15 protein-coding genes are annotated in these 18,889 nt (G+C 71.5%); 5 read left to right on the forward strand and 10 right to left on the reverse strand.

Annotated features, from left to right (window positions below; all coding sequences use genetic code 11):
* Window positions 1-78: 78 nt before the first annotated feature.
* On the reverse strand, window positions 79-1,359 hold the full coding sequence (locus ACZ470_RS32120) for an LCP family protein (protein ID WP_468432919.1): 1,281 nt from the start codon (window positions 1,357-1,359) through the stop codon (window positions 79-81).
* Window positions 1,360-1,478: 119 nt separating this feature from the next.
* On the opposite strand from ACZ470_RS32120, the gene ACZ470_RS32125 reads away from it, so the two are divergent.
* Complete coding sequence (locus ACZ470_RS32125; RefSeq protein WP_468432921.1) at window positions 1,479-2,036, forward strand: acyl-CoA thioesterase; 558 nt, start codon at window positions 1,479-1,481, stop codon at window positions 2,034-2,036.
* 126 nt (window positions 2,037-2,162) lie between these two features.
* Here the strand turns inward: ACZ470_RS32125 and ACZ470_RS32130 are convergent, their stop codons facing one another.
* Window positions 2,163-3,638, reverse strand: coding sequence for an LCP family protein (locus ACZ470_RS32130; protein ID WP_468432923.1), 1,476 nt, complete (start codon window positions 3,636-3,638; stop codon window positions 2,163-2,165).
* Between the two features lie 130 nt (window positions 3,639-3,768).
* Here ACZ470_RS32130 and ACZ470_RS32135 point away from each other — a divergent pair, with 130 nt between their 5' ends.
* Window positions 3,769-4,806 (forward strand): glycosyltransferase family 2 protein, encoded by a 1,038-nt coding sequence (locus ACZ470_RS32135; RefSeq protein ID WP_468432925.1) that lies wholly within the window; start codon window positions 3,769-3,771, stop codon window positions 4,804-4,806.
* 52 nt (window positions 4,807-4,858) lie between these two features.
* On the opposite strand, the gene ACZ470_RS32140 is transcribed toward ACZ470_RS32135, so the two are convergent.
* The 4 genes from ACZ470_RS32140 to ACZ470_RS32155 form a co-directional block, all read right to left on the reverse strand.
* Window positions 4,859-6,433: an LCP family protein gene (locus ACZ470_RS32140; RefSeq protein WP_468432927.1), complete on the reverse strand. Its 1,575-nt coding sequence runs from the start codon at window positions 6,431-6,433 to the stop codon at window positions 4,859-4,861.
* A 164-nt stretch (window positions 6,434-6,597) separates the two neighbouring features.
* Complete coding sequence (locus ACZ470_RS32145; RefSeq protein WP_468432929.1) at window positions 6,598-8,379, reverse strand: LCP family protein; 1,782 nt, start codon at window positions 8,377-8,379, stop codon at window positions 6,598-6,600.
* Window positions 8,380-8,636: 257 nt separating this feature from the next.
* Window positions 8,637-9,842 carry an LCP family protein gene (locus tag ACZ470_RS32150; protein ID WP_468432931.1) on the reverse strand — a complete coding sequence of 402 codons (1,206 nt, stop codon included), beginning with the start codon at window positions 9,840-9,842 and terminating at the stop codon, window positions 8,637-8,639.
* A 176-nt stretch (window positions 9,843-10,018) separates the two neighbouring features.
* Window positions 10,019-10,780 carry a TIGR03089 family protein gene (locus ACZ470_RS32155; RefSeq protein ID WP_468432933.1) on the reverse strand — a complete coding sequence of 254 codons (762 nt, stop codon included), beginning with the start codon at window positions 10,778-10,780 and terminating at the stop codon, window positions 10,019-10,021.
* 139 nt (window positions 10,781-10,919) lie between these two features.
* On the opposite strand from ACZ470_RS32155, the gene ACZ470_RS32160 reads away from it, so the two are divergent.
* Together ACZ470_RS32160 and manB are read left to right on the forward strand one after the other, a co-directional pair.
* Complete coding sequence (locus tag ACZ470_RS32160; protein ID WP_468432935.1) at window positions 10,920-12,320, forward strand: peptidoglycan recognition protein family protein; 1,401 nt, start codon at window positions 10,920-10,922, stop codon at window positions 12,318-12,320.
* 96 nt (window positions 12,321-12,416) lie between these two features.
* Window positions 12,417-13,499, forward strand: coding sequence for a mannose-1-phosphate guanylyltransferase (manB, locus tag ACZ470_RS32165; RefSeq protein WP_468432937.1), 1,083 nt, complete (start codon window positions 12,417-12,419; stop codon window positions 13,497-13,499).
* Between the two features lie 484 nt (window positions 13,500-13,983).
* On the opposite strand, the gene ACZ470_RS32170 is transcribed toward manB, so the two are convergent.
* From ACZ470_RS32170 to ACZ470_RS32185, 4 genes are read right to left on the reverse strand one after another with little or no spacing between them, the layout of a single operon-like run.
* The gene (locus tag ACZ470_RS32170) at window positions 13,984-14,994 is read right to left on the reverse strand and encodes a DNA-3-methyladenine glycosylase family protein (protein WP_468432939.1); all 1,011 of its coding nucleotides are present in this window, start codon (window positions 14,992-14,994) and stop codon (window positions 13,984-13,986) included.
* Between the two features lie 57 nt (window positions 14,995-15,051).
* Complete coding sequence (locus tag ACZ470_RS32175) at window positions 15,052-16,353, reverse strand: coenzyme F420-0:L-glutamate ligase (protein ID WP_468432941.1); 1,302 nt, start codon at window positions 16,351-16,353, stop codon at window positions 15,052-15,054.
* Entirely contained in the window at window positions 16,350-17,309 is a 960-nt protein-coding gene (cofD, locus tag ACZ470_RS32180) for a 2-phospho-L-lactate transferase (RefSeq protein WP_468432943.1), read from the reverse strand. The genes ACZ470_RS32175 and cofD overlap by 4 nt, the downstream gene beginning before the upstream one ends.
* 33 nt (window positions 17,310-17,342) lie before the next feature.
* The gene (locus ACZ470_RS32185; RefSeq protein WP_468432945.1) at window positions 17,343-17,846 is read right to left on the reverse strand and encodes a cysteine dioxygenase; all 504 of its coding nucleotides are present in this window, start codon (window positions 17,844-17,846) and stop codon (window positions 17,343-17,345) included.
* A 720-nt stretch (window positions 17,847-18,566) separates the two neighbouring features.
* Between ACZ470_RS32185 and ACZ470_RS32190 the strand changes: the two genes are divergently transcribed.
* Window positions 18,567-18,830: a WhiB family transcriptional regulator gene (locus tag ACZ470_RS32190; RefSeq protein ID WP_003975777.1), complete on the forward strand. Its 264-nt coding sequence runs from the start codon at window positions 18,567-18,569 to the stop codon at window positions 18,828-18,830.
* Window positions 18,831-18,889 lie beyond the last annotated feature (59 nt).

Below are 18,889 nucleotides of genomic sequence, written 5' to 3' on the forward strand. Positions count from 1 at the left end.
TTTTTGCCGGGGGTGTTCACCCTTGTGCATCCCCGCGGCCAGGGGTGCCCCCCCCCCCCCCCCCCCCCCACAGCCGGTTCAGTTGCTCTTGACGGTGACCTTCTCGTCGTTGTTCAGCTGGCTCACCAGCTGCTTCACCTTCGCCTTGTCCCAGAGCAGATTGCCGCCCGTGGAACCCGCGATCGGCATGTTCATGGAGGTGCCCTCGCCGCCGCTGACGCCCTTCATCGACCAGAACATGTCGGCCAGGTCGAACAGGCCCATCTCCTTGTCGACGATCAGGGAGTCCAGGCCGGCGCCCATGGTCGGGTAGAGCTTGAAGGGGTTCAGGACCGTGCCCGGCGTGGCCACCTGGTTGGCGAGGGCGGAGAGGAACTTCTGCTGGTTCTTCGTACGGTCCAGGTCGGAGCCCGCCAGGGCGTACCGGGTGCGGACGAAGGCGAGGGCCTCCTCGCCGTTCAGGGTCTGCTTGCCCTTCTTGAGGTCGGCGCCGGACTTGGTGTCCTTGATGTCCTGCGGGATGTCGATCTCCACGCCGCCGACCGCGTCCACGATGTTCGCGAAGCCGGCGAAGCCGATCTCCACGTAGTGGTCGATGTGCAGGCCGGTGTTGAACTCGACGGTACGGACCAGCAGTTCGGGTCCGTCCTCGGCGTACGCGGCGTTGAGCTTCACCTGCCGGCCGGTCCCGGGGTAGGTCTTGCCCGACTCGGAGCCCTTGAAGGAGGGGATCTCGACGTTCGAGTCCCGGGGCAGCGAGATGAGGGTCGGGCCGTTGTCGCCGGTGTGCAGGATCATCATCGAGTCCGTGCGCTTGCCGTCGGCGGACCCGGTGTGCAGCTTCTTCTTGTCCTCGTCGGACATGCCCTCACGGCTGTCGGAACCGACGATCAGGTAGTTGGTGCCCGCGCCCTTCTCGGGCCGCTCGATCACCTTCGACAGGTCGACCTCGCGGTTCAGCTTGGAGTCGGCCCAGAAGTACGTGGCGACGGACGTCACGACCAGCACGGTCACGACGGTGATCGCCGTCCACTTGATGCGGCGGCGCCAGTCCGGCGCGGGGCGCGAGGCGTAACCGGGGTCACCGCCCGGCCCGCCGGGGCCACCGCCGCCGGGGGTGCCGTAGACCTGGCCGGTGTTGTAGCCGCTGTCGTAGCCGTCGGGGGCGCCGTGGCCGCGGCCGTCCACGTACGACGGCTGCTGCGGGACACCGCCGTAGGCGCCCTGCCCGGGCGGGGCCGCCGGACCGCGGCGGACCTGCCGCATGACGCGGGCGCCCTCGGGCTGTGCGCTCGCGCTGCCGCGTCCGTAGCGTCCGCCGCGATTGTCGTCGGACCGTGCCTCGGGCCAATCAGTCATGGGAGACAGTGTGCAGGTCCCCGCTGTGCGTCATACAAGGGTCGTCGGAAAATCAGGGCACCGCTGTTGCGAAGCTGACACAAATCCCGCCGATGTCACCTCGGCATAAGGTGGAGGCCATGACAGACCAGGCCCCAGCCGCAGCCATGGACAGCCCGGACATCCCGGGCAAGCCCACCTCGGCGTCCCGTACGACCCTCAGCCACATCATGACCCACAACGACACCAACCTTCTGGGCACCGTGCACGGTGGGGTGATCATGAAGCTGGTCGACGACGCGGCGGGCGCCGTCGCCGGACGGCACTCCGGAGGGCCTGCCGTCACCGCCTCCATGGACGAGATGGCCTTTCTGGAGCCGGTCCGCGTCGGTGACCTGGTCCATGTGAAGGCCCAGGTCAACTGGACCGGCCGGACCTCGATGGAGGTCGGGGTGCGGGTGCTGGCCGAGCGCTGGAACGAGTCCGCGCCCGCCACCCAGGTCGGCTCGGCCTACCTGGTGTTCGCGGCCGTCGACGCCGACGGCAAGCCGCGCCGGGTGCCGCCGGTGATGCCGGAGACCGAGCGGGACAAGCGCCGCTACCAGGAGGCCCAGATCCGCCGCACGCACCGGCTGGCCCGCCGCCGGGCCATCATGGAACTCCGCGAGAAGCGGGCCGCGGAGGGCTTCGAGGACTGACCCCGCCACAGGGGCGCGGGGAACTGCGCAAGGGGGTCCGGGGGCGTAGCCCTCAGGGACGGGAAGGGAAGGGGCGGCGGGGGCGAAGAACCGCGCATCCGCCCGGCCCGCCGGACGGCCCGGCGCTCAGGAACAGTTCACCTCGTCGCCCCGCACCACGCCGAACTCGCCCTGGCCCGGGTCCTGCGCCCGCACCTTGCGGACCTTCTCGAAGTCGGCGCCCGCGATCACCTTGAGCGTGGCGCCCTGGCCCTTCACCGCGCGCAACTCGCTGCCCGGCAGGGCCGCCGCCAGGGACTTCGCGGAGCGGTTCCAGCGGGGGTCGTAGGCGACGACCGTCCGCTTCACGTCCCGGTCCGTCGCGTTGGCCGGGGCCCGGGTGGTGGCGAAACCGGTCGCCGCCAGCGCAGCGTCCACCCGCCGGCCGAGGCCCGCGGTGCGGGTGCCGTTCTCGACCTGGACGCGGATCTGCCGGGGGTCCACCGCGACGCGGAGCGCCGCGTCGGGGGTGCGGTGCGCGGAGAGCGGCCTGTCCCGGCGCAGCGCCTCGAAGATGTGCTCCGACTTCTCGGTGTCCCACTTCAGCGTCGAGCCGACCCCCTTCACCGCGTGGCCCATCTTCGCGATCGGCACGGTGGTGAACTCGGAGGAGGAGGGGGAGAAGTTCCGCATCGCCCGGCCCAGGTCGAGGAGCTCACCGGTGCCGAAGCCCTTGTCGGCGCGGACCGAGCCGAGCACCGCCCGGGTCACGTCCCGGAACTTCATCGGGTTCAGCAGGATCCCGGAGGACGTGACACGGTCCACCAGGGCCGCCATGAAGTGCTGCTGGCGCTTCATCCGGCTGAGGTCCGAGGCGCCGTCGACGTGCCGGGCGCGGACGTACTGGAGGGCCTGGCCGCCCTCGAGCGTGTGCCGGCCGGCGGGCAGGTCGAGCCCGGTGTGGCTGTCCTTCAGACGTTCCCCGGTGCAGACCTCGACACCGCCGACCACGTCCACGGTCCTCATGAAGCTGGTGAAGTCGACCTCCAGATAGTGGTCGATCTTCACCCGGGTCATCCTCTCGACCGTGCGCACGGTCAGCCGCGGCCCGCCCTCGGCGTACGCCGCGTTCAGTTTCACGGGGTGCGCCTCGTGCCGCTCGCCGCTGACCCGGTCGGTGTGCGGGGGCGTCATGGCGTACGAGTCGCGGGGCAGGCTGACGACGCTGGCGCGGTCGCGGTCCGCCGAGATGTGCACGATCATGATCGTGTCGGTGCAGTGGCAGGGCGCCCCGCCGAGCCGGTACTTCCTCCGCTCCTCCTCGCCGATCTTCTCCCGGCCGTCGGTGCCGACGAGCAGGATGTTCATGCCGTGACCGGGCTCGGGGCGGTTCTTCATGTCGCGGAACGGGTCGACCCGGGCGATGTCCTGCTCCAGGCTGCTCATCACCGCGTGTCCGATCCCGGCGGAGGCGAGCACCACGACCGACAGCGTGGTGACCGTGCGCATGGCCCAGCGCGGCTTCCCGCGCGGGGGCGCGGGCGGGCGCGGGCCCCGGCGGGGCGGCCGCGGGGGGTGCTGGGGTGCGGTGCGGGGCCGGGGGGACCGCGGCGGCGTGGGCAAGGGGGAACACCTCCGGAGGACGGCCGTGCGTGGGATCGTGAGCACCGTAGGCCGATACGATCTGCGGCCCGGCGCACAGCACCCCGGCACGCGCAACCGTGTCCCCCGTTCGCGGTAACGTGAGCCCCCTATGAACGCCAATCCCGACGTGCGGCTCCCCGCCGTTTCCGTGATCATGCCCGTCCTCAACGAGGAACGGCATCTGCGTGGCGCCGTCCGCGCGATCCTCGCCCAGGAGTACGCCGGCGAGATGGAGGTCGTGATCGCCCTCGGTCCGTCCACGGACCGCACGGACGAGATCGCCGCCGAGCTCGTGGCCGAGGACCCGCGGGTGCACACCGTGCCCAATCCGACCGGCCGCACCCCGGCCGCCCTCAACGCGGCGATCAAGGCCTCGCGCCACCCGGTCGTGGTCCGCGTCGACGGGCACGGGATGCTCTCCCCGAACTACATCGCGACCGCCGTGCGGCTCCTGGAGGAGACCGGCGCGCAGAACGTCGGCGGCATCATGCACGCCGAGGGGGAGAACGACTGGGAGCACGCGGTCGCCGCCGCGATGACGTCGAAGATAGGTGTGGGCAACGCCGCCTTCCACACCGGTGGTCAGGCGGGCCCCGCCGAGACGGTGTACCTGGGCGTGTTCCGGCGGGAGGCGCTGGAGCGGCAGGGCGGCTACAACGTGGAGTTCATCCGCGCCCAGGACTGGGAGCTGAACTTCCGCATCCGTGAGGCCGGTGGACTGATCTGGTTCTCGCCGGAGCTGAAGGTGTCGTACCGGCCCCGGCCGAGCGTGCGGGCGCTGGCCAAGCAGTACAAGGACTACGGCCGTTGGCGGCACGTCGTGGCCCGCTACCACTCCGGTTCCATCAATCTGCGCTATCTGGCGCCGCCGGCGGCGGTGTGCGCGATCGCGGCCGGAATCGTGGTGGGCGCGGCGCTGACGCCGTGGGGCTTCGTGGTGCCCGGCGGTTACCTCGCCGCGATCGCGCTGGGATCGGTCCCCGCCGGCAAGGGGCTGCCGCTGAAGGCGCGGCTGCGGATTCCGGTGGCGTTGGCCACCATGCACATGTCGTGGGGCTGGGGCTTCCTGACCAGCCCGCGTGCGCTGGCGAGGAAGGTCATCGCCTCGCGGCGGCCCGCCGTCCACGCGAACGCCCCGGCCGCCTGACGGACCCGTCACCCCATGAGCCCCTTCCCGGCCGGGAAGGGGCTCATGGGGTTCACCAGGTGAAGCCCGGGTTGACGTGCATGCAGGCCTTGTCGTCGGCCCCGTTGAGCGCCTGCGCCGACTCGGGGGTGGTGTTGTCCTCCTCGGGCGCCTTGTACTCCGTACCCTCGCGCCAGTCGGCGCCCACGACGAGCGTGACACCGGACACATCGGTGGACCGTTTCACCGAGTCCGCCGGGAGACCGAGGGCGTCGGCGACCCGACGGGCGTCGCCCTCCAGGTCGGCGCTCGGGTAGCGCACGACCGTCCGCTTCACGCTGAGGGCGCTGGTGGTGTCGGCGGTCGCTCCGGTGAAGCCCTTCTCCTTCAGCGCCCCGGCGACCGTGCTGGTCCGCCCCGGGGCGGCGGCGAGGGTGTCGGTGCGGGTGCCGTTGCGGACCTGTACGGCGATGTCGGCGTCGTCGGCGGCCGGGTCCGCCGGGGGCTTCGGCTCGGCCTTCTCCGGCTCGGCGTCCTTGCCGTCGAGGGCGATGTCGTCACGCACCAGACGGAACAGCTGCTCGGCGTCCTCGGTGGGCTCCACGCGGGCGCCCACGTACCGGTTGGGCATCGTGGTCATGGTGATGCGCTCCGGCTTCACCTTGCGCAGCTCGGTGCTCAGGTCGTAGAGCTTCTTCACCGTGTCCAGCCCGGGGTCGACGGTGAGCGCCTCGGTGGCCCTCTCGGCCAGTCTGCGCAGCTTGTTGGGGCTGCTCAGGGTGGCGTTCTCACGCAGCTGCCGGACCAGCGAGTTCATGTACATGTGCTGCGCCTTGGCGCGGGCGAGGTCGCTGCCGTCCTCGAAGCCGTAGCGCGTGCGCAGCCACTGGAGGGCCTGCTCGCCCTTGATGTGGCTCGTGCCCTTCTCCAGCTTCAGCCCGGAGCCGTGCCCCTGGCTGTCGCGCGAGTGGATGTTGGCGTCGACGCACACCGGGACACCGCCGACCGCGTCCGCCATGGACACCACGCCCGCGAAGTCCACCATGACGAAGTGGTCGATGTGGATTCCGGTGAGCTCCTGCCAGGTGGCCACGGTGCAGCCGGGACCACCGTGCCCGAGGCTCTGGTTGGTCATCGTGCGCCCGTTGCTCGCCGGGTACACCGTCCCGTCGTCCGGGTCGGTGCACTTGGGGATCTCGACCAGGGTGTCGCGCGGCATGCTGACCACGGACATGTTGGACCGGTCGGCGGACAGGTGCACCAGCATCTGCACATCGGCGAGCGGGGTGGAGCCGAACGTCTCGCGCGCACCGCCGAGTTGCTGGTTCTCCTCGGTGTCGCGCGCGTCGCTGCCGATGAGCAGGATGTTCAGCGGGGTCTGCCCGGCCGCGTTCGGCGTCGGCTCGGCGACCTTGTTGTCGCCCAGGTTCAGGGCGTCCTTCTTGATGTTGTCGTTCAGCTGCCGGTAGTAGAGGTAGCCCGCTCCGGCCGCGCCGATCATCAGCAGCGCGAGGACCGCGGCGAACCACTTGAGCAACCGGCGTATTCGGCGCGGGCGTGGGCCGGCCGCGCCGTCGGACGGGCTCTCGTCAGGGTCCCCCTCACGCACACCGTCACCGAGCGTCTCCGGTGCGGCGTTCTGCGTCACTGCCCCCGTCCTCCCCACCCCTGGCAACCCCTCGCATCATGAAGCAGGCCCCTCCTGCGTCCTGTTAGACGCACGACGGGCCCGTCAGTTGCCCCGGGAATCCGATCGACTTCAACAAGTTTCCGGCGGGCCGGGACGGCACTCCTCCGAACCGGCCCGTCACGTCACTTGGCGCACTCGACCTTGTCCGCCGTGGACTTGTCGATGTCGTCGGGCGCCTTGTCCGGAGTCGTCAGCGAGACGCCGGCGCCCTTGAAGTCCTTGCCGAGGGTCAGTGTCATCGCGGGCACGCCCTGGGAGTTGGTGACGCTCTCGCCGGGCTTCATCGCCGACCCGGACAGGCCCAGGATGTCCGCCAGGCGGCGTGCCTGGTCGGCCTGGTCGGGGGCGTACTCGAGCGTGGTCTTGCTCAGTTCCTCCGGCGCGTTGCCGGCGTTCTCGGACTTCGTGACACCCTGTTCGACCTGGAGCCAGCCGAGGGTCTCCTGGGCGCTGCCGGATTCGGCGCCGCCGTTGAGGATCCGCACGCGGACCTCGGAGGCCGGTGCCTTCTCGCCCTTCAGCCGGGCGGCGACGGCGGCCTTCTCCTTCTTTTTCTTCTGCTTGACCTCGGTGAACGACACGTCGTTCTTGATCAGGTCGAAGATCTCCGGGGCCTTCGCCTCATTGAGGACCACGGTCGCCTTCACCGTCTCCGCGGGGTTGTCGAGCACCGGCACGGTGGTGAAGGTCAGGTTCTTGGTGTCGAGCTTGCCCAGTTCCAGACCGAGGTCCTTGAGCTTGCCGATGCTGTCCAGCTGGGAGTCGACCGTGAGCGCCTTGGTGCCCGCCTCGGCCAGCTTGATCATCTTCGACGGGCTGGTGAGCGTGTCGTTGGACTTCAGTTTCCGCATCAGCGAGCTCAGGAACTGCTGTTGCAGCTCGATCCGGCTCAGGTCGCCGCCCGTGCCCACCGAGTGCCGGGTGCGCACGAAGGCCAGCGCCTCCTCGCCCTCGATGGTGTGCGTGCCCGCCGGCAGCTTCAGATGGGAGTCCGGGTCGTCGATGTCCTTGGCCAGGCAGACCTCGACCCCGTCCACCGCCGACGTCAGCGTCTTCACCGCGTTGAAGTCGGCGACCATGAAGTTGTCCGGCTTGATCCCGGTCAGCTCGGTCACGGTCCGCATGGTGCAGCTGGGAGTACGGCCGCTCTGGCCGAGGCTGGTGTTGAAGCGGACGCCGGGGGAGCCCGGGATCACCTTCTCGCTGCCGTCCTCCTGCTGGGTGGGACAGTCGGGGACATCGACTATCAGATCGCGCGGAATGCTGAGCGCGGTCGCGTTCGTACGGTCCTTGGAGACGTGCAGCAGGAGCGTGGTGTCGGCGTGCCCGGCGCTGCCCTTGTCGCCGTAGCTGTCGTTGCCCGCGCCGGTGCGCTTGTCGGTGCCGATCAGCAGGATGTTGATCGCCTTGTCCTTGCTGAAGCCACCGGTGCTGGCGCCGTCGTCGGAGACGGAGTCGATGTTGTCGTTCAGATGCTCCAGATACAGATAGCCGGCCGCGCCGACGGCGAGCACCACGAACGCCATCGTGCCGCCGGTCCACATCAGGACCTTCTTCGCCTTCGACTTCTTCTTCACCGGCCGGCGTCCGCGCCGCCCCGGGGCAGCCTCCTCCGGAGCGCCCCGGCGTCTGCGCTGCGGCGGCACCTCCCGGTCGGGCGTCTCCCGGTCGGGGGTCTCCCGCTCCGGCGCCGCCCGGCGGGGCCGCTCGGGCGCGCGGCCCGGTGACCCCGACCGGCCGCGCGGAGCGCCCGCGCCCGGGGGGCGTGGCCCGCGCGGTCCGGGGACCGGTGACTGCGGTGCGGAAGGGCTCAGTCGCAGTTCGTATTCACCGGTGTTCGGGTTGAGCACCCACTGGTCTGCGGGATCGATGTTCTCCGCCCGCCCACGGCCTTGCGCGTCCACGGTCGCTTGAATCCTCCGTCGGGGCCACGCGGCGCCTTTCCCCTCCCAAGGCGCTCGGGTCTCGGTCACACAGTGCGGGATCTCAGGACGATCCCGAAGGACGGGCCTGAAGGAACGGACGCACCGGAGCGCTCACACTAACGGTCCTGATCGAGTCGGGGCGACGCCGGTGACGAATTCCACGTCCATACAAGCGGGCAATCCACCCATTTCCCTGGACAAAGGTTCTCGGCCTTGGAGTTGGCTTGGAGCAGGCTTTACGCGCAGGTGTCCTCGGCGGCCGTGTTTCCCGAGAAGGTCGGGGCCGGAGAAGCGCCGCCCGACGGCTTCCCGGATTCCTCTTCCGTGTCCTTTTCGTCACCGTCCGTATCGACCGCCACGGGTGCGTCCCTGCGCAGCCGTTCGAAGAGTTCCTCCGCCGCGGGCTGCGCGAGTTGGTCACGATTGACGTCCCCGGTGTAGGGCTCCCGCGGAACGGTCAGGAATTGCACGCCTTCCGTGGGGATCTCACGCAGCCCTCGGGCGAGTTCGTACAAACTCCGCAGACTGGCCAGTTCCGGGTCGGTCGTGAGCGAGGAGGTGGCCGCGTCCAGAACGGGATACAGCTTCACCGGATTCAGCAGAACGTCATTGCTGCTCACCTTGTTGACGAGTGCGCCGAGGAAGCGTTGCTGCCGTTCCATCCGGCTGGTGTCGCTGCCGTCACCGAGGGTCTTGCGGGCGCGGACATAACCGAGCGCCTGCTCCCCGTTCAGCGTCACCCGTCCCGCCGGCAGTTTCAGCTCGGCGTCCTTGTCGTCGACGGGCTCGCGCAGGCACACCTCGACCCCGTCCACGGCCTCGACCATGTCCTTGAAACCGTCGAAGTCGACGACGACATGGTGGTCGACGCGGATGTCCGTGAGTTTCTCGACCGTTCGGATGGTGCAGGCCGAACCGCCCACCGAAAAAGCGGAGTTGAACATCGTGAACATCGGCTCGGAGCGCGATCCGTCGGGCCGGCGGCAGCCGGGCACGTCCACCATCAGGTCCCGGGGGACGGACACCGCGGTGGCGTCGCGCCGGCCCGCCGACAGATGCAGCAGGATCACGGTGTCCGAGCGCTCGGTCCCCGCGTCCCGTCCGTAGCGGGAGTTCTCCTCCCCGGAGCGCGAGTCCGAGCCGATCAGCAGGATGTTCCGGGCGTCCTTGACGAGCGCGGTGGGCCGCTCCTCCTCGTACCGCGCGAGTTCCGCCGCCGCCGCCTCGTCCGGGGTGATGTTCCCCTCCAGCTTCATGTACACCGCCCACCCGGCGCCCGCGGCCGCGAGCAGCACGACGGCGACCGTGAGCCCGGCACCCCACGCCCAGCGCCGCCGTCGGCGCCGGGCGCGCCCGCGTCCGCTCGCCGAGGACCCGGTCCCCGGGCCGAGGGCGCGCCCGCCCGCCGGCTGCTCGGAGGACGCGCCAGCGGTGTCGCTCATGACCGGGTCCACCCCTCACTGCGTACGGCGTGTGGTGATGCCGTTGCGTACGACGATGACGCGGGAGGGCGGTGCGGGGCGGGTGGTGATGCGCCGAACGGGGGAGGGGGTGGGGCGGTGGAGTGGTGGGGTGGGGGGTCGGGTTTGGCGGGGCGGGCGTGTGGCGGGGTGTTCCGCTAGCGGGCGATGGCCGTCACCCGTTCGCTCTCCACGCGCTTGTCCAGGGCCTCGTCCGCGAGGCGGTCCAGGTTCCGGCACAGCACCACGGAGCCGCCGGTCGCCAGCGGCCCGTACAGACCCGTGTTCAGCCCGTCCCACGTGTCGTACGGCAGCCCCGACAGGATCCGCGAGCCCGGCCCGGTCAGACCCAGCTCCGGGGCCTCCGCCCGGGCCCGCTCCACCACCTCCGCGCCGGTGAACTCCCGGCCCGCCACGATCAGCGCCGGCTCCTCGGGGTCGACCGGCGCGTACGGCACGAAGCGGTCGCCCTGCGCCGGCACCTCGACGGCGTAGTCGGCGAAGCCCTCCGGCGGCTGCGGAAAGCGTCCGCCGAGCGGCCTGAGCGCCAGCGCGACCCGCGGGCCCGAGCAGGCCCGCGCGGCGTCCAGCGCCTCCGGATCCGGACCGCTCACCACCACGTCCGCCGCCGCCGGGTCCCCGGCCACGTCCGCGACCACGCCCACCGACGCGCACGCCAGCAGCCAGACCGCCGTCTGCCAGTGCGCGGGCAGCAGCAGCGCCACCCGGTCGCCGGGTTCGACGGACAACTCGTCCTGGAGGAGGTTGGCGGTCTTGGCCACCCAATTGGCGAAGGTGGCCACGGACAATTCGACGCGTTCGCCCGTGGCGTCGTCGTAGAAGGTCACCAGGGGGCGTCCCGGGTCCGCGGCGAGCGCGGAACTCAGCAGGTCGGCAGGGGTGCGGTCGGTGGCGTTCACCCGGGCAAGCGTACGCGGACCCGTCCGTGCGCACCGTCGCGCACCGTCCGCGCGGGACACCGGTTCGGGGGAACGGGGTCCGACTGTCCGTCAAATCCCCGATGGACAGATTTGTCTGACTCTGTCCAAGCTCAGGAGCATGCGTGGAATTCTTGCTTCCTCAATCGGTGTCACCTGCGCCGCCGCCCTCGCCCTCCCGCTCGCCCCGCCCGCCACCGCGGCGGACGCGAGACCGGCGCCGACGGCAGAAGCGGCCACGCGCGCAGCCGTGACGGCCCAGCCCGACGTTCCCGGCAGCACCCAGTCGCTGCCCCTGACACCCCTCACCCGCGACCGCGTCACCGGCGCCGCCGTCCTCGGCCTCGCCCCCCGTGCCGTACGGCACTTCTCCCTCCTCGGCGTCATCTGGGACGACCCCGCCGCCGAACTCCACGGCCGCGTCCAGGTCCGCACCCGGGCAGCCGGCGACGGCGCCTGGTCCGGCTGGCAGGACGTCGAGACGCACTACTCCGACCACGCGGCCGATCCGGGCAGCGCGGAGGCCGCCTCGGGCCGGGTCCGCGGGGCCACCGCGCCGTTGTGGGTGGGGGAGTCGGACGGGGTGGAGGTACGGGTTCGGCCGGAGGCCGGGGAGCCCGGGGTGTCCGGCAGGTCCGGTGACTCCGGTGAGCCCGGGCCGGATGATTCGGGGGTGGCCGACTCCCCGGTGCTGCCCTCCGGGCTGCGGCTCGAGCTCATCGACCCCGGGAGCGAGGCCCCGGAGGGGCCCCGTACCGGCGTCATGAGCGCCGAGGCGAAAGCCGCCTCCGCCGTCAACTCCGTACTCGCGCCGCTCGGCGCCACCGAGATCCCCGCGCTGGACGGCGCGCGGACCCGGCAGGAGCTCCTCACCCTGCGCGGGGCCGAACTGACCGAGCAGCAGCGGGCCAAGCCATACATCGGGCCGCGCCCCGCCATCGTCACGCGGCGCGGCTGGGGGGCGAACGAGGGCCTCCGGGAGGGCGGGTTCGTGTACACCGGCAAGGTCAAGGCGGCCTTCGTGCACCACACCGCCTCCGGCAACAACTACAAGTGCTCGCAGGCTCCGTCGCTCATCCGCGGGTTCTACCGGTACCACGTCAGAAGCCTGGGCTGGCGCGACATCGGCTACAACTTCCTCGTCGACAAGTGCGGAAGGATCTACGAGGGCCGGGCCGGGGGAGTGGCGAAGGCGGTCAAGGGGGCCCACACCCTCGGGTTCAACAGCAACACCACCGGGATCGCGGTGATCGGCTCCTACGGCTCCAAGAAGCCGTCGTCCTCCGCCGTGAAGGCCGTCTCCCGGCTCACCGCGTGGAAACTCGGGCTGTACGGGATGAATCCGCGCTCCAAGACATATCTGACGTCCGGCGGTGGCAATCTCTACCGAAAAGGCAAGAAGGTGCGGCTGAACGTGATCTCCGGTCACCGGGACGGGTTCAACACCTCGTGCCCAGGGGGGAAGCTGTACAAGAAGCTCGGCACCGCGCGTTCCACGGCCGCCCGTTACCAGGGCCGCTGAGGCGGGGCGGGCGCTCCTTCCTGCCGGAGAGGGTCTGCATACACTGGCCGGCCGAAAGACAGTTCGGCCGGTCCCGGCAGGAAGCAGAGACGACAGGTGACAGAAGCGATCCTCCTGGTCGGCGGCAAGGGCACGCGACTCCGCCCGCTCACGGTGCACACGCCCAAGCCCATGGTTCCGGCGGCCGGGGTGCCCTTTCTCACGCACCAGCTGGCGCGCGCCAGGGCGGCGGGTGTCGAGCACATCGTCCTGGCCACGTCCTATCTCGCCGAGGTCTTCGAGCCGTACTTCGGTGACGGGGCGGCGCTGGGGCTGCACATCGAGTACGTGACGGAGGAGGAACCGCTCGGTACGGGCGGGGCGATCCGGAACGTCGCGTCCCGGCTGCGGTCGGGGCCGGACGAGCCGGTGCTCATCTTCAACGGTGACATCCTCACGGGGCTGGACATCCGGGCACTGGTGCGGACGCACGAGACGACCGATGCGGACGTCTCGCTGCACCTGACGAAGGTGACCGATCCGCGGGCGTACGGGCTGGTCCCGACGGACGACACGGGGAAGGTGCTCGCCTTCCTGGAGAAGCCGCAGACGCCGGAGGAGATCGTCACCGATCAGATCAACGCGGGGGCGTACGTCTTCCGCCGGTCGGTCATCGACACGATCCCGGCGGGGCGGGTGGTGTCGGTGGAGCGGGAGACGTTCCCGGGGCTGCTGGCGGCGGGGGCGCATCTCCAGGGCATGGTCGACTCCACGTACTGGCTGGACCTGGGGACACCGGCGGCCTTCGTACGGGGCTCGGCGGATCTGGTGCTGGGGCGGGCGCCGTCGCCCGCGGTGCCGGGGCGGTGCGGGGACCGGCTGGTGCTTCCCACGGCGACCGTGGCGCCCGACGCGAAGCTGGCGGGCGGGACGGTGGTGGGCGAGGGCGCGTTCGTGGCGGAGGGGGCACGAGTCTTCGGCAGCACGATCCTGCCGGGGGCGGTGATCGAGCCGGGCGCGGTCGTCACCGACTCGCTGATCGGTACGCGGGCCAGGGTGGGGGAGCGCTCGGTCCTCACCGGGACGGTGATAGGCGACGGGGCGATCATCGGCCCCCGCAACGAACTCCGTGAGGGCGTCCGCGTCTGGTGCGACGCAACGATCCCAGCAGGAGCCCTCCGCTTCTCCTCGGACCAGTAGCGCCCGCGGGTGGTGGGTGGATCGCCCACGGGTGGTGGTCGGGTCGCCCGCGGGTGGTGGCCGGGTCGCCCGCGGGTGGTGGGGCGGATCGCCCATGGGGGGGAGTGGGTCGCTCGCCCGCGGGTGGTGGGGTGGATCGCCCACGGTTGGTGGGTGGGTCGGGGCCGCGTCGGGGGTGTCCGTCCTCGGACTGGCGCGCATCACGTTTCTTGGAGGGGCTGAGGGCGCGGACGCGCCAGCCACTGCGGGCGGCCACCCCCGCCCCGTCCCCTCACCGCCGTACGCGGCCGCCTGCCGCCCATCCGCGGGCAGTCGTGCCGCTGGGGCGGCACGGGTGGGCGCGACGGCACCCCGCAAGCGCCGGGCCGCGCAGACACCCCCCCCGGCCGGCACCAACACCGCTCACCGGCGCTCGCGGGCACGACTGCCCGCAGCCACGCGGGGCACCCGCAACGCACCGGGGCTGCCAAGCCCCAAACCGCGCCTACAGCCGCCCAATGTCCCCGTACGGCATCCGCGGCGCCCGCCGCCCCGGCACCCTCCCACTCAACAAAATCAACCGCGCCGCCCGATGCCGCTGCCCCGCATACGGCTCCAACAGCGACAGCATCACCGCATCATCCGCATACCGATCCCCCGCCAGCGCCCACCCCACGATCCCCGGCAGATGCAGATCCCCCACGGTCACCGCATCCGCCGCCCCATGACTCCGCTGCACCGTCTCCGCCGACGTCCACACCCCGATCCCCGACACCAGCTCCAACCGCTCCCGCGCCGCCTCCGGAGACATCCCCACCGCCTCCTCCAGCCGCGCGGCGACCCGCACCGCCCGCAGGATCGTCGACGCCCGCTTGTTGTCGACCCCGGCCCGATGCCACTCCCAGGAAGGGATCAGCGCCCAGGTACGCGGCGCCGGCATCACCGACATCCGCTCCGGCGCGGGCCCGGGCGCCGGCTCGCCGTACTTCCGTACCAGCAGCCGCCACGCCCGATACGCCTCACCGGTCGTGACCTTCTGCTCCAGAATCGACGGGATCAGCGACTCCAGCACCAGCCCGGTCCGCGTCAGCCGCAGTCCCGGACGCCGGTGCCGGGTGTGCGCCAGCAGTTTGTGCCGGGGCACGAAGGCCGACGGGTCGTCGGCGGCACCGAGCATCTCCGGCAGCTTGTCCAGCAGCCAGTCCGCCCCCGGCCCCCACGCCTCGCCTCGGATCCCGCCGCCGCGCCCCGTCACCCGCAGCGTCCCCGGGCCCGCCGGAGTCAGGCTGGCCCGCCACACGGAACCGTCCGGCAGCGCCCGGAACGTCGGATCACCGGGCCCGCGCCGCAGCGGCCCGAGGACCAGCCCGAGGTCCAGGGGCCCTTCGGGCACCCACGTCCGTACCCGGGCGGGAGCCGGTGACTGTCGCGCCTGGTGGGGGATCCCCGGGGGCACGGCTACGTGCCCGCCGCGCACTGTCGTACGCGTGGGGCGGGGGCTGAAACGTCCTGCCACGAGAGATCCCAGGGGTGGAAGCGATGCGAGGGGGCCTCTATGAGGGTAGGCGGAGGCTCACCGCACCTCGATGAACGTGCCCGCGTCCCGGTCCGGCCGCGGGCGCGGGTCCTCGGCCGGGTGGCCGATCGCGACCGCGCCCATCGGGTCCCAGTCCGCGGGGAGGTCCAGGACCTCGCGGACCACGTCGCGGCAGAACATCGTCGACGACACCCAGGCCGAGCCCAGCCGCTCACCGGCCAGCGCGACCAGGAAGTTCTGGACGCCGGCGCCCGTGGCGACCACGAACATCTCCCGCTCCGCGCCGTCCCGCCGGGCGTCACCGTAGGTGTGCGAGCCGTCCATGACCAGGCAGGGCACCGCCAGGTACGGCGCGTTGCGCAGGACGTCCCCGCGGCGGACCCGCTTGGCGATGGACTCCTCCGTCTTGCCGTCGCGGCGCAGATCCGCGATCCACGCCTCGCGCATGGCGTCGAGGAGGCGGGTGCGGGACGCGGGCGACTCCAGCAGCACGAAACGCCAGGGCGTGGTGTGGTGCGGGGCCGGGGCGGTCACCGCCGCCGCCACCGCGCGGCGTACGGCGTCCGGGTCGACCGGCTCGTCCGTGAAGGCCCGCACCGTACGGCGCTGGGTCACCGCCTGGCGCACGGCCTCGGACGTGCCGAGGCGGAACATGTCGTCGCGCGCGCCGCGGACCATCGCCCGCGCGCCCTCGCCGTCGTCGGCCGCCACCACGTGCGGCAGCCCGCGGACGACGGCCACCGGGAGGCCGGACGCCTTGCCCTTGACCAGGTCGCCCGCCGCGGCGAGTTCGTCCGCCGTGGCCACGACCGTGGCGACGAGCGGATTGCCGTGCGCGTCGGTGCCGCCGCGCAGGTCGTCCAGGACACGGACGCCCGCCGCGCCGATCGCCACATCGGTGAGTCCCGCGCGCCAGGGCCGGCCGAAGGTGTCGGTGACGATCACGCCGACCTCGACGCCGAGGGCGTCGCGCAGGCCCTCGCGGATCGCCCGCGCGGAGGCGTCCGGGTCCTCGGGCAGAAGGAGGACCGTCCCGGCGGGAGTGTTGGAGGCGTCGACCCCGGCCGCGGCCATGACCAGGCCCTGACGGTTCTCGACGATGCGCAGGGGACCGCGCCGGGCCACCACGCGTACCGTCTCCGCGTCGATCGCGGCCTCCCGGTCGGCCGCCTCGACGACCCGGCCCTCCGCCTTGGACACGATCTTCGAGGTGACCAGCAGGACGTCGCCGTCGGAGAGTCCAGGCTCGGCTGCCGCGATCAGCTTGGCCAGGTCGTCGCCGTCCTGGACCTCGGGCAGGCCGCCCACGGCCCACACCCGGTAGCCCGTGCCGCTCATGCCGCCCGCACCTCCTCCGCCAGCGCCAGCGCCTCCCGGGCCATCCGCGCGGCGGCGTCGATGTCGGTCATCAGCAGCGGTACGGCCCGGCAGCGGATGCCGGCCGCCTCGACGCGCTCCACACAGGCCGCGTCGACCGTGTCGACCAGCCAGCCGTCCAGCAGGCCCGAACCGTAGTGCTCCGCCACCGCCGGGGCCGTGGACTCCACGCCGACCGCCGCGAGCACCTTGTCGGCCATGCCGCGCACGGGCGCGTCCCCGACGATCGGGGACAGGCCGACCACGGGCACGCCCGCGTCGGCGATCGCCTCCCGGATGCCCGGGACGGCGAGGATCGTGCCGACCGAGACGACCGGGTTCGAGGGCGGGAAGAGGATCACGTCGGCCTCGGCGATCGCCTCCAGGACGCCCGGGGCCGGCTTCGCCTGCTCCGCGCCGACCGGGACCACCGCCTCGGCGGGCACCGAGGCCCGCAGCCGTACCCAGTACTCCTGGAAGTGGATCGCCTTGCGTTCGCCGTCCAGCTCGACGGCGACGTGCGTCTCCACGCGGTCGTCGCTCATCGGGATCAGCCGCACGCCGGGCTTCCAGCGGTCGCACAGCGCCTCGGTGACCGCGCTGAGCGGGAATCCGGCGCCGAGCATCTGCGTCCGCACGATGTGCGTGGCGAAGTCCCGGTCGCCGAGGCCGAACCACTCCGGGCCGACGCCGTACGCCGCGAGTTCCTCCTTGAGGTGGAAGGTCTCGTCGGTCCGCCCCCAGCCCTGCTCCTCGTTGATACCTCCGCCGAGCGTGTACATCACCGTGTCGAGGTCCGGGCAGACCTTCAGCCCGAAGAGGTGGATGTCGTCCCCGGTGTTGCCGATGACCGTGATGTCCGCGTCCGGCACGGCCCGCTTCAGACCGCGCAGGAAACGGGCACCGCCGATGCCGCCTGCCAGAACCACAATGCGCATGGGGCCATCCTCGCAGGCCGCTACGACATCGCGTCAGGCAGTTACCGGGCCCGGCGTGCGCGCCTCGCAGTGCGGGGCCGTGTGCATCGGCATCTCGGTCAGGCCCGGGTAGTAGATGTGCAGGCTGACGGCGGGTTCCAGCGCGTCGTTGACGACCTCGTGCACGTAGCCGGGCGCGAACACGCGCTGCGTACCGGCCGTCAACGCGCGCGTGCCGCGCCCGGTGCGCTCGGTCAGGGTGCCGTCCAGGACGGTGAGCACGCCGGAGGAGCGGCCGTGGTCGTGGAGCCCGCTGCCCTGGCCCGGCACCCAGGACAGCAGCCACACCTCGTAGCCGGGTCCGGTGCGCAGCCGGTGGTACCAGCGGCTCGTGGCGTCGTACTGGACGAGGTGCTCCCACTGGGAGCGGTCGGCGGCGATGGAGCGGGCCAGCCCGGCGAACTCGGCGACGGTGGCCGGGTGCTCGCGCGGGGGCTGGAGCAGGTGCGGGACTTCGAGGATGTCGCCGGCGATCTGGAGGTCGCTGTCGCTGTTCATGGGTGTGGAGGTTCCTTGGCGGAGAAGCGGTGGGGGGTGCGGTGTGTCGCGTCGCGTGCGCCCGGGTCGCGGGCGGCGGCGGGGTGCGCCCCGGTGGGAGCGAGGGAAACAGCGGCCGAGTCGGTGGCTCGGCGGGGGCTGGAGCTACGGGAGATGGCTCAACAGCCGGAACAGCGACAGCTACAGCGAGCGCGGGCAGCACCGAGGAACCCGGCGGAGCGGGTCGAGGTGTGTGCCGAATTCGCGAGCATGCCCACCAGGACAGCGGTTCACTCGTTCACTGTCAACTCGGCGCCCGGAATGTGGGACATGGTTCACCTCATCCGGTTCATCTCTCAGGCGAAAGGTTTGCTCACTCGTTTCCCGGGACACAAGGTGCGCACGGCCGGCCGCCGCGCGCGCCGTTGCGATCCCGTGATCCGACTGTGATCCGGTTCGCTTCGGCGTGGGTGTCGGAACGAGTCCGATCTCCGGGGCGTCCTCCTTGTAGAGGTTCTGCGTGAGGCCGGAGGCCCACATGGGTCCCGTACGCGTGTCAAGGTTTAGGGTGATTTGAACACTTTCCGCTCGGCCTTGGTTCCGCAGAGTGAATAAGGGGCTCAATAGCAGATCTCGGCTTGACTCGCCCGGAGCAGCACACTTGTAATTTCACTCGTGTCGTTCAGCCGGAATCGGTAACGGCTGGATCACGGGGACGCGAAAGACAGACGAGGGGCGCACATGACCGAGCTGGTGCAGCAACTGCTGGTCGACGACGCGGACGAGGAACTCGGCTGGCAGGAGCGCGCGCTGTGCGCCCAGACCGACCCCGAGTCCTTCTTCCCCGAGAAGGGCGGCTCGACCCGGGAGGCCAAGAAGGTCTGCCTCGCGTGCGAGGTCCGCTCCGAGTGCCTCGAGTACGCCCTCGCCAACGACGAGCGCTTCGGCATCTGGGGCGGCCTGTCCGAGCGCGAACGCCGCCGGCTGAAGAAGGCCGCCGTCTGACGAACCGGCACATCACCGACGTACGCACGGTACGCGCGTCACTTCGTACATTCGTCACT

The sequence above is a fragment of the Streptomyces sp. NPDC031111 genome (assembly GCF_055570675.1).

Coding starts and splice junctions, on each gene's coding strand:
- ACZ470_RS32175 (WP_468432941.1), bottom strand. CDS start 16,353: ATGAGCGGCACGGGCTACCGGGTGTGGGCCGTGGGCGGCCTGCCCGAG.
- ACZ470_RS32150 (WP_468432931.1), bottom strand. CDS start 9,842: ATGAGCGACACCGCTGGCGCGTCCTCCGAGCAGCCGGCGGGCGGGCGC.
- ACZ470_RS32185 (WP_468432945.1), bottom strand. CDS start 17,846: ATGAACAGCGACAGCGACCTCCAGATCGCCGGCGACATCCTCGAAGTC.
- ACZ470_RS32125 (WP_468432921.1), top strand. CDS start 1,479: ATGACAGACCAGGCCCCAGCCGCAGCCATGGACAGCCCGGACATCCCG.
- ACZ470_RS32160 (WP_468432935.1), top strand. CDS start 10,920: ATGCGTGGAATTCTTGCTTCCTCAATCGGTGTCACCTGCGCCGCCGCC.
- ACZ470_RS32190 (WP_003975777.1), top strand. CDS start 18,567: ATGACCGAGCTGGTGCAGCAACTGCTGGTCGACGACGCGGACGAGGAA.
- cofD (WP_468432943.1), bottom strand. CDS start 17,309: ATGCGCATTGTGGTTCTGGCAGGCGGCATCGGCGGTGCCCGTTTCCTG.
- ACZ470_RS32120 (WP_468432919.1), bottom strand. CDS start 1,359: ATGACTGATTGGCCCGAGGCACGGTCCGACGACAATCGCGGCGGACGC.
- ACZ470_RS32135 (WP_468432925.1), top strand. CDS start 3,769: ATGAACGCCAATCCCGACGTGCGGCTCCCCGCCGTTTCCGTGATCATG.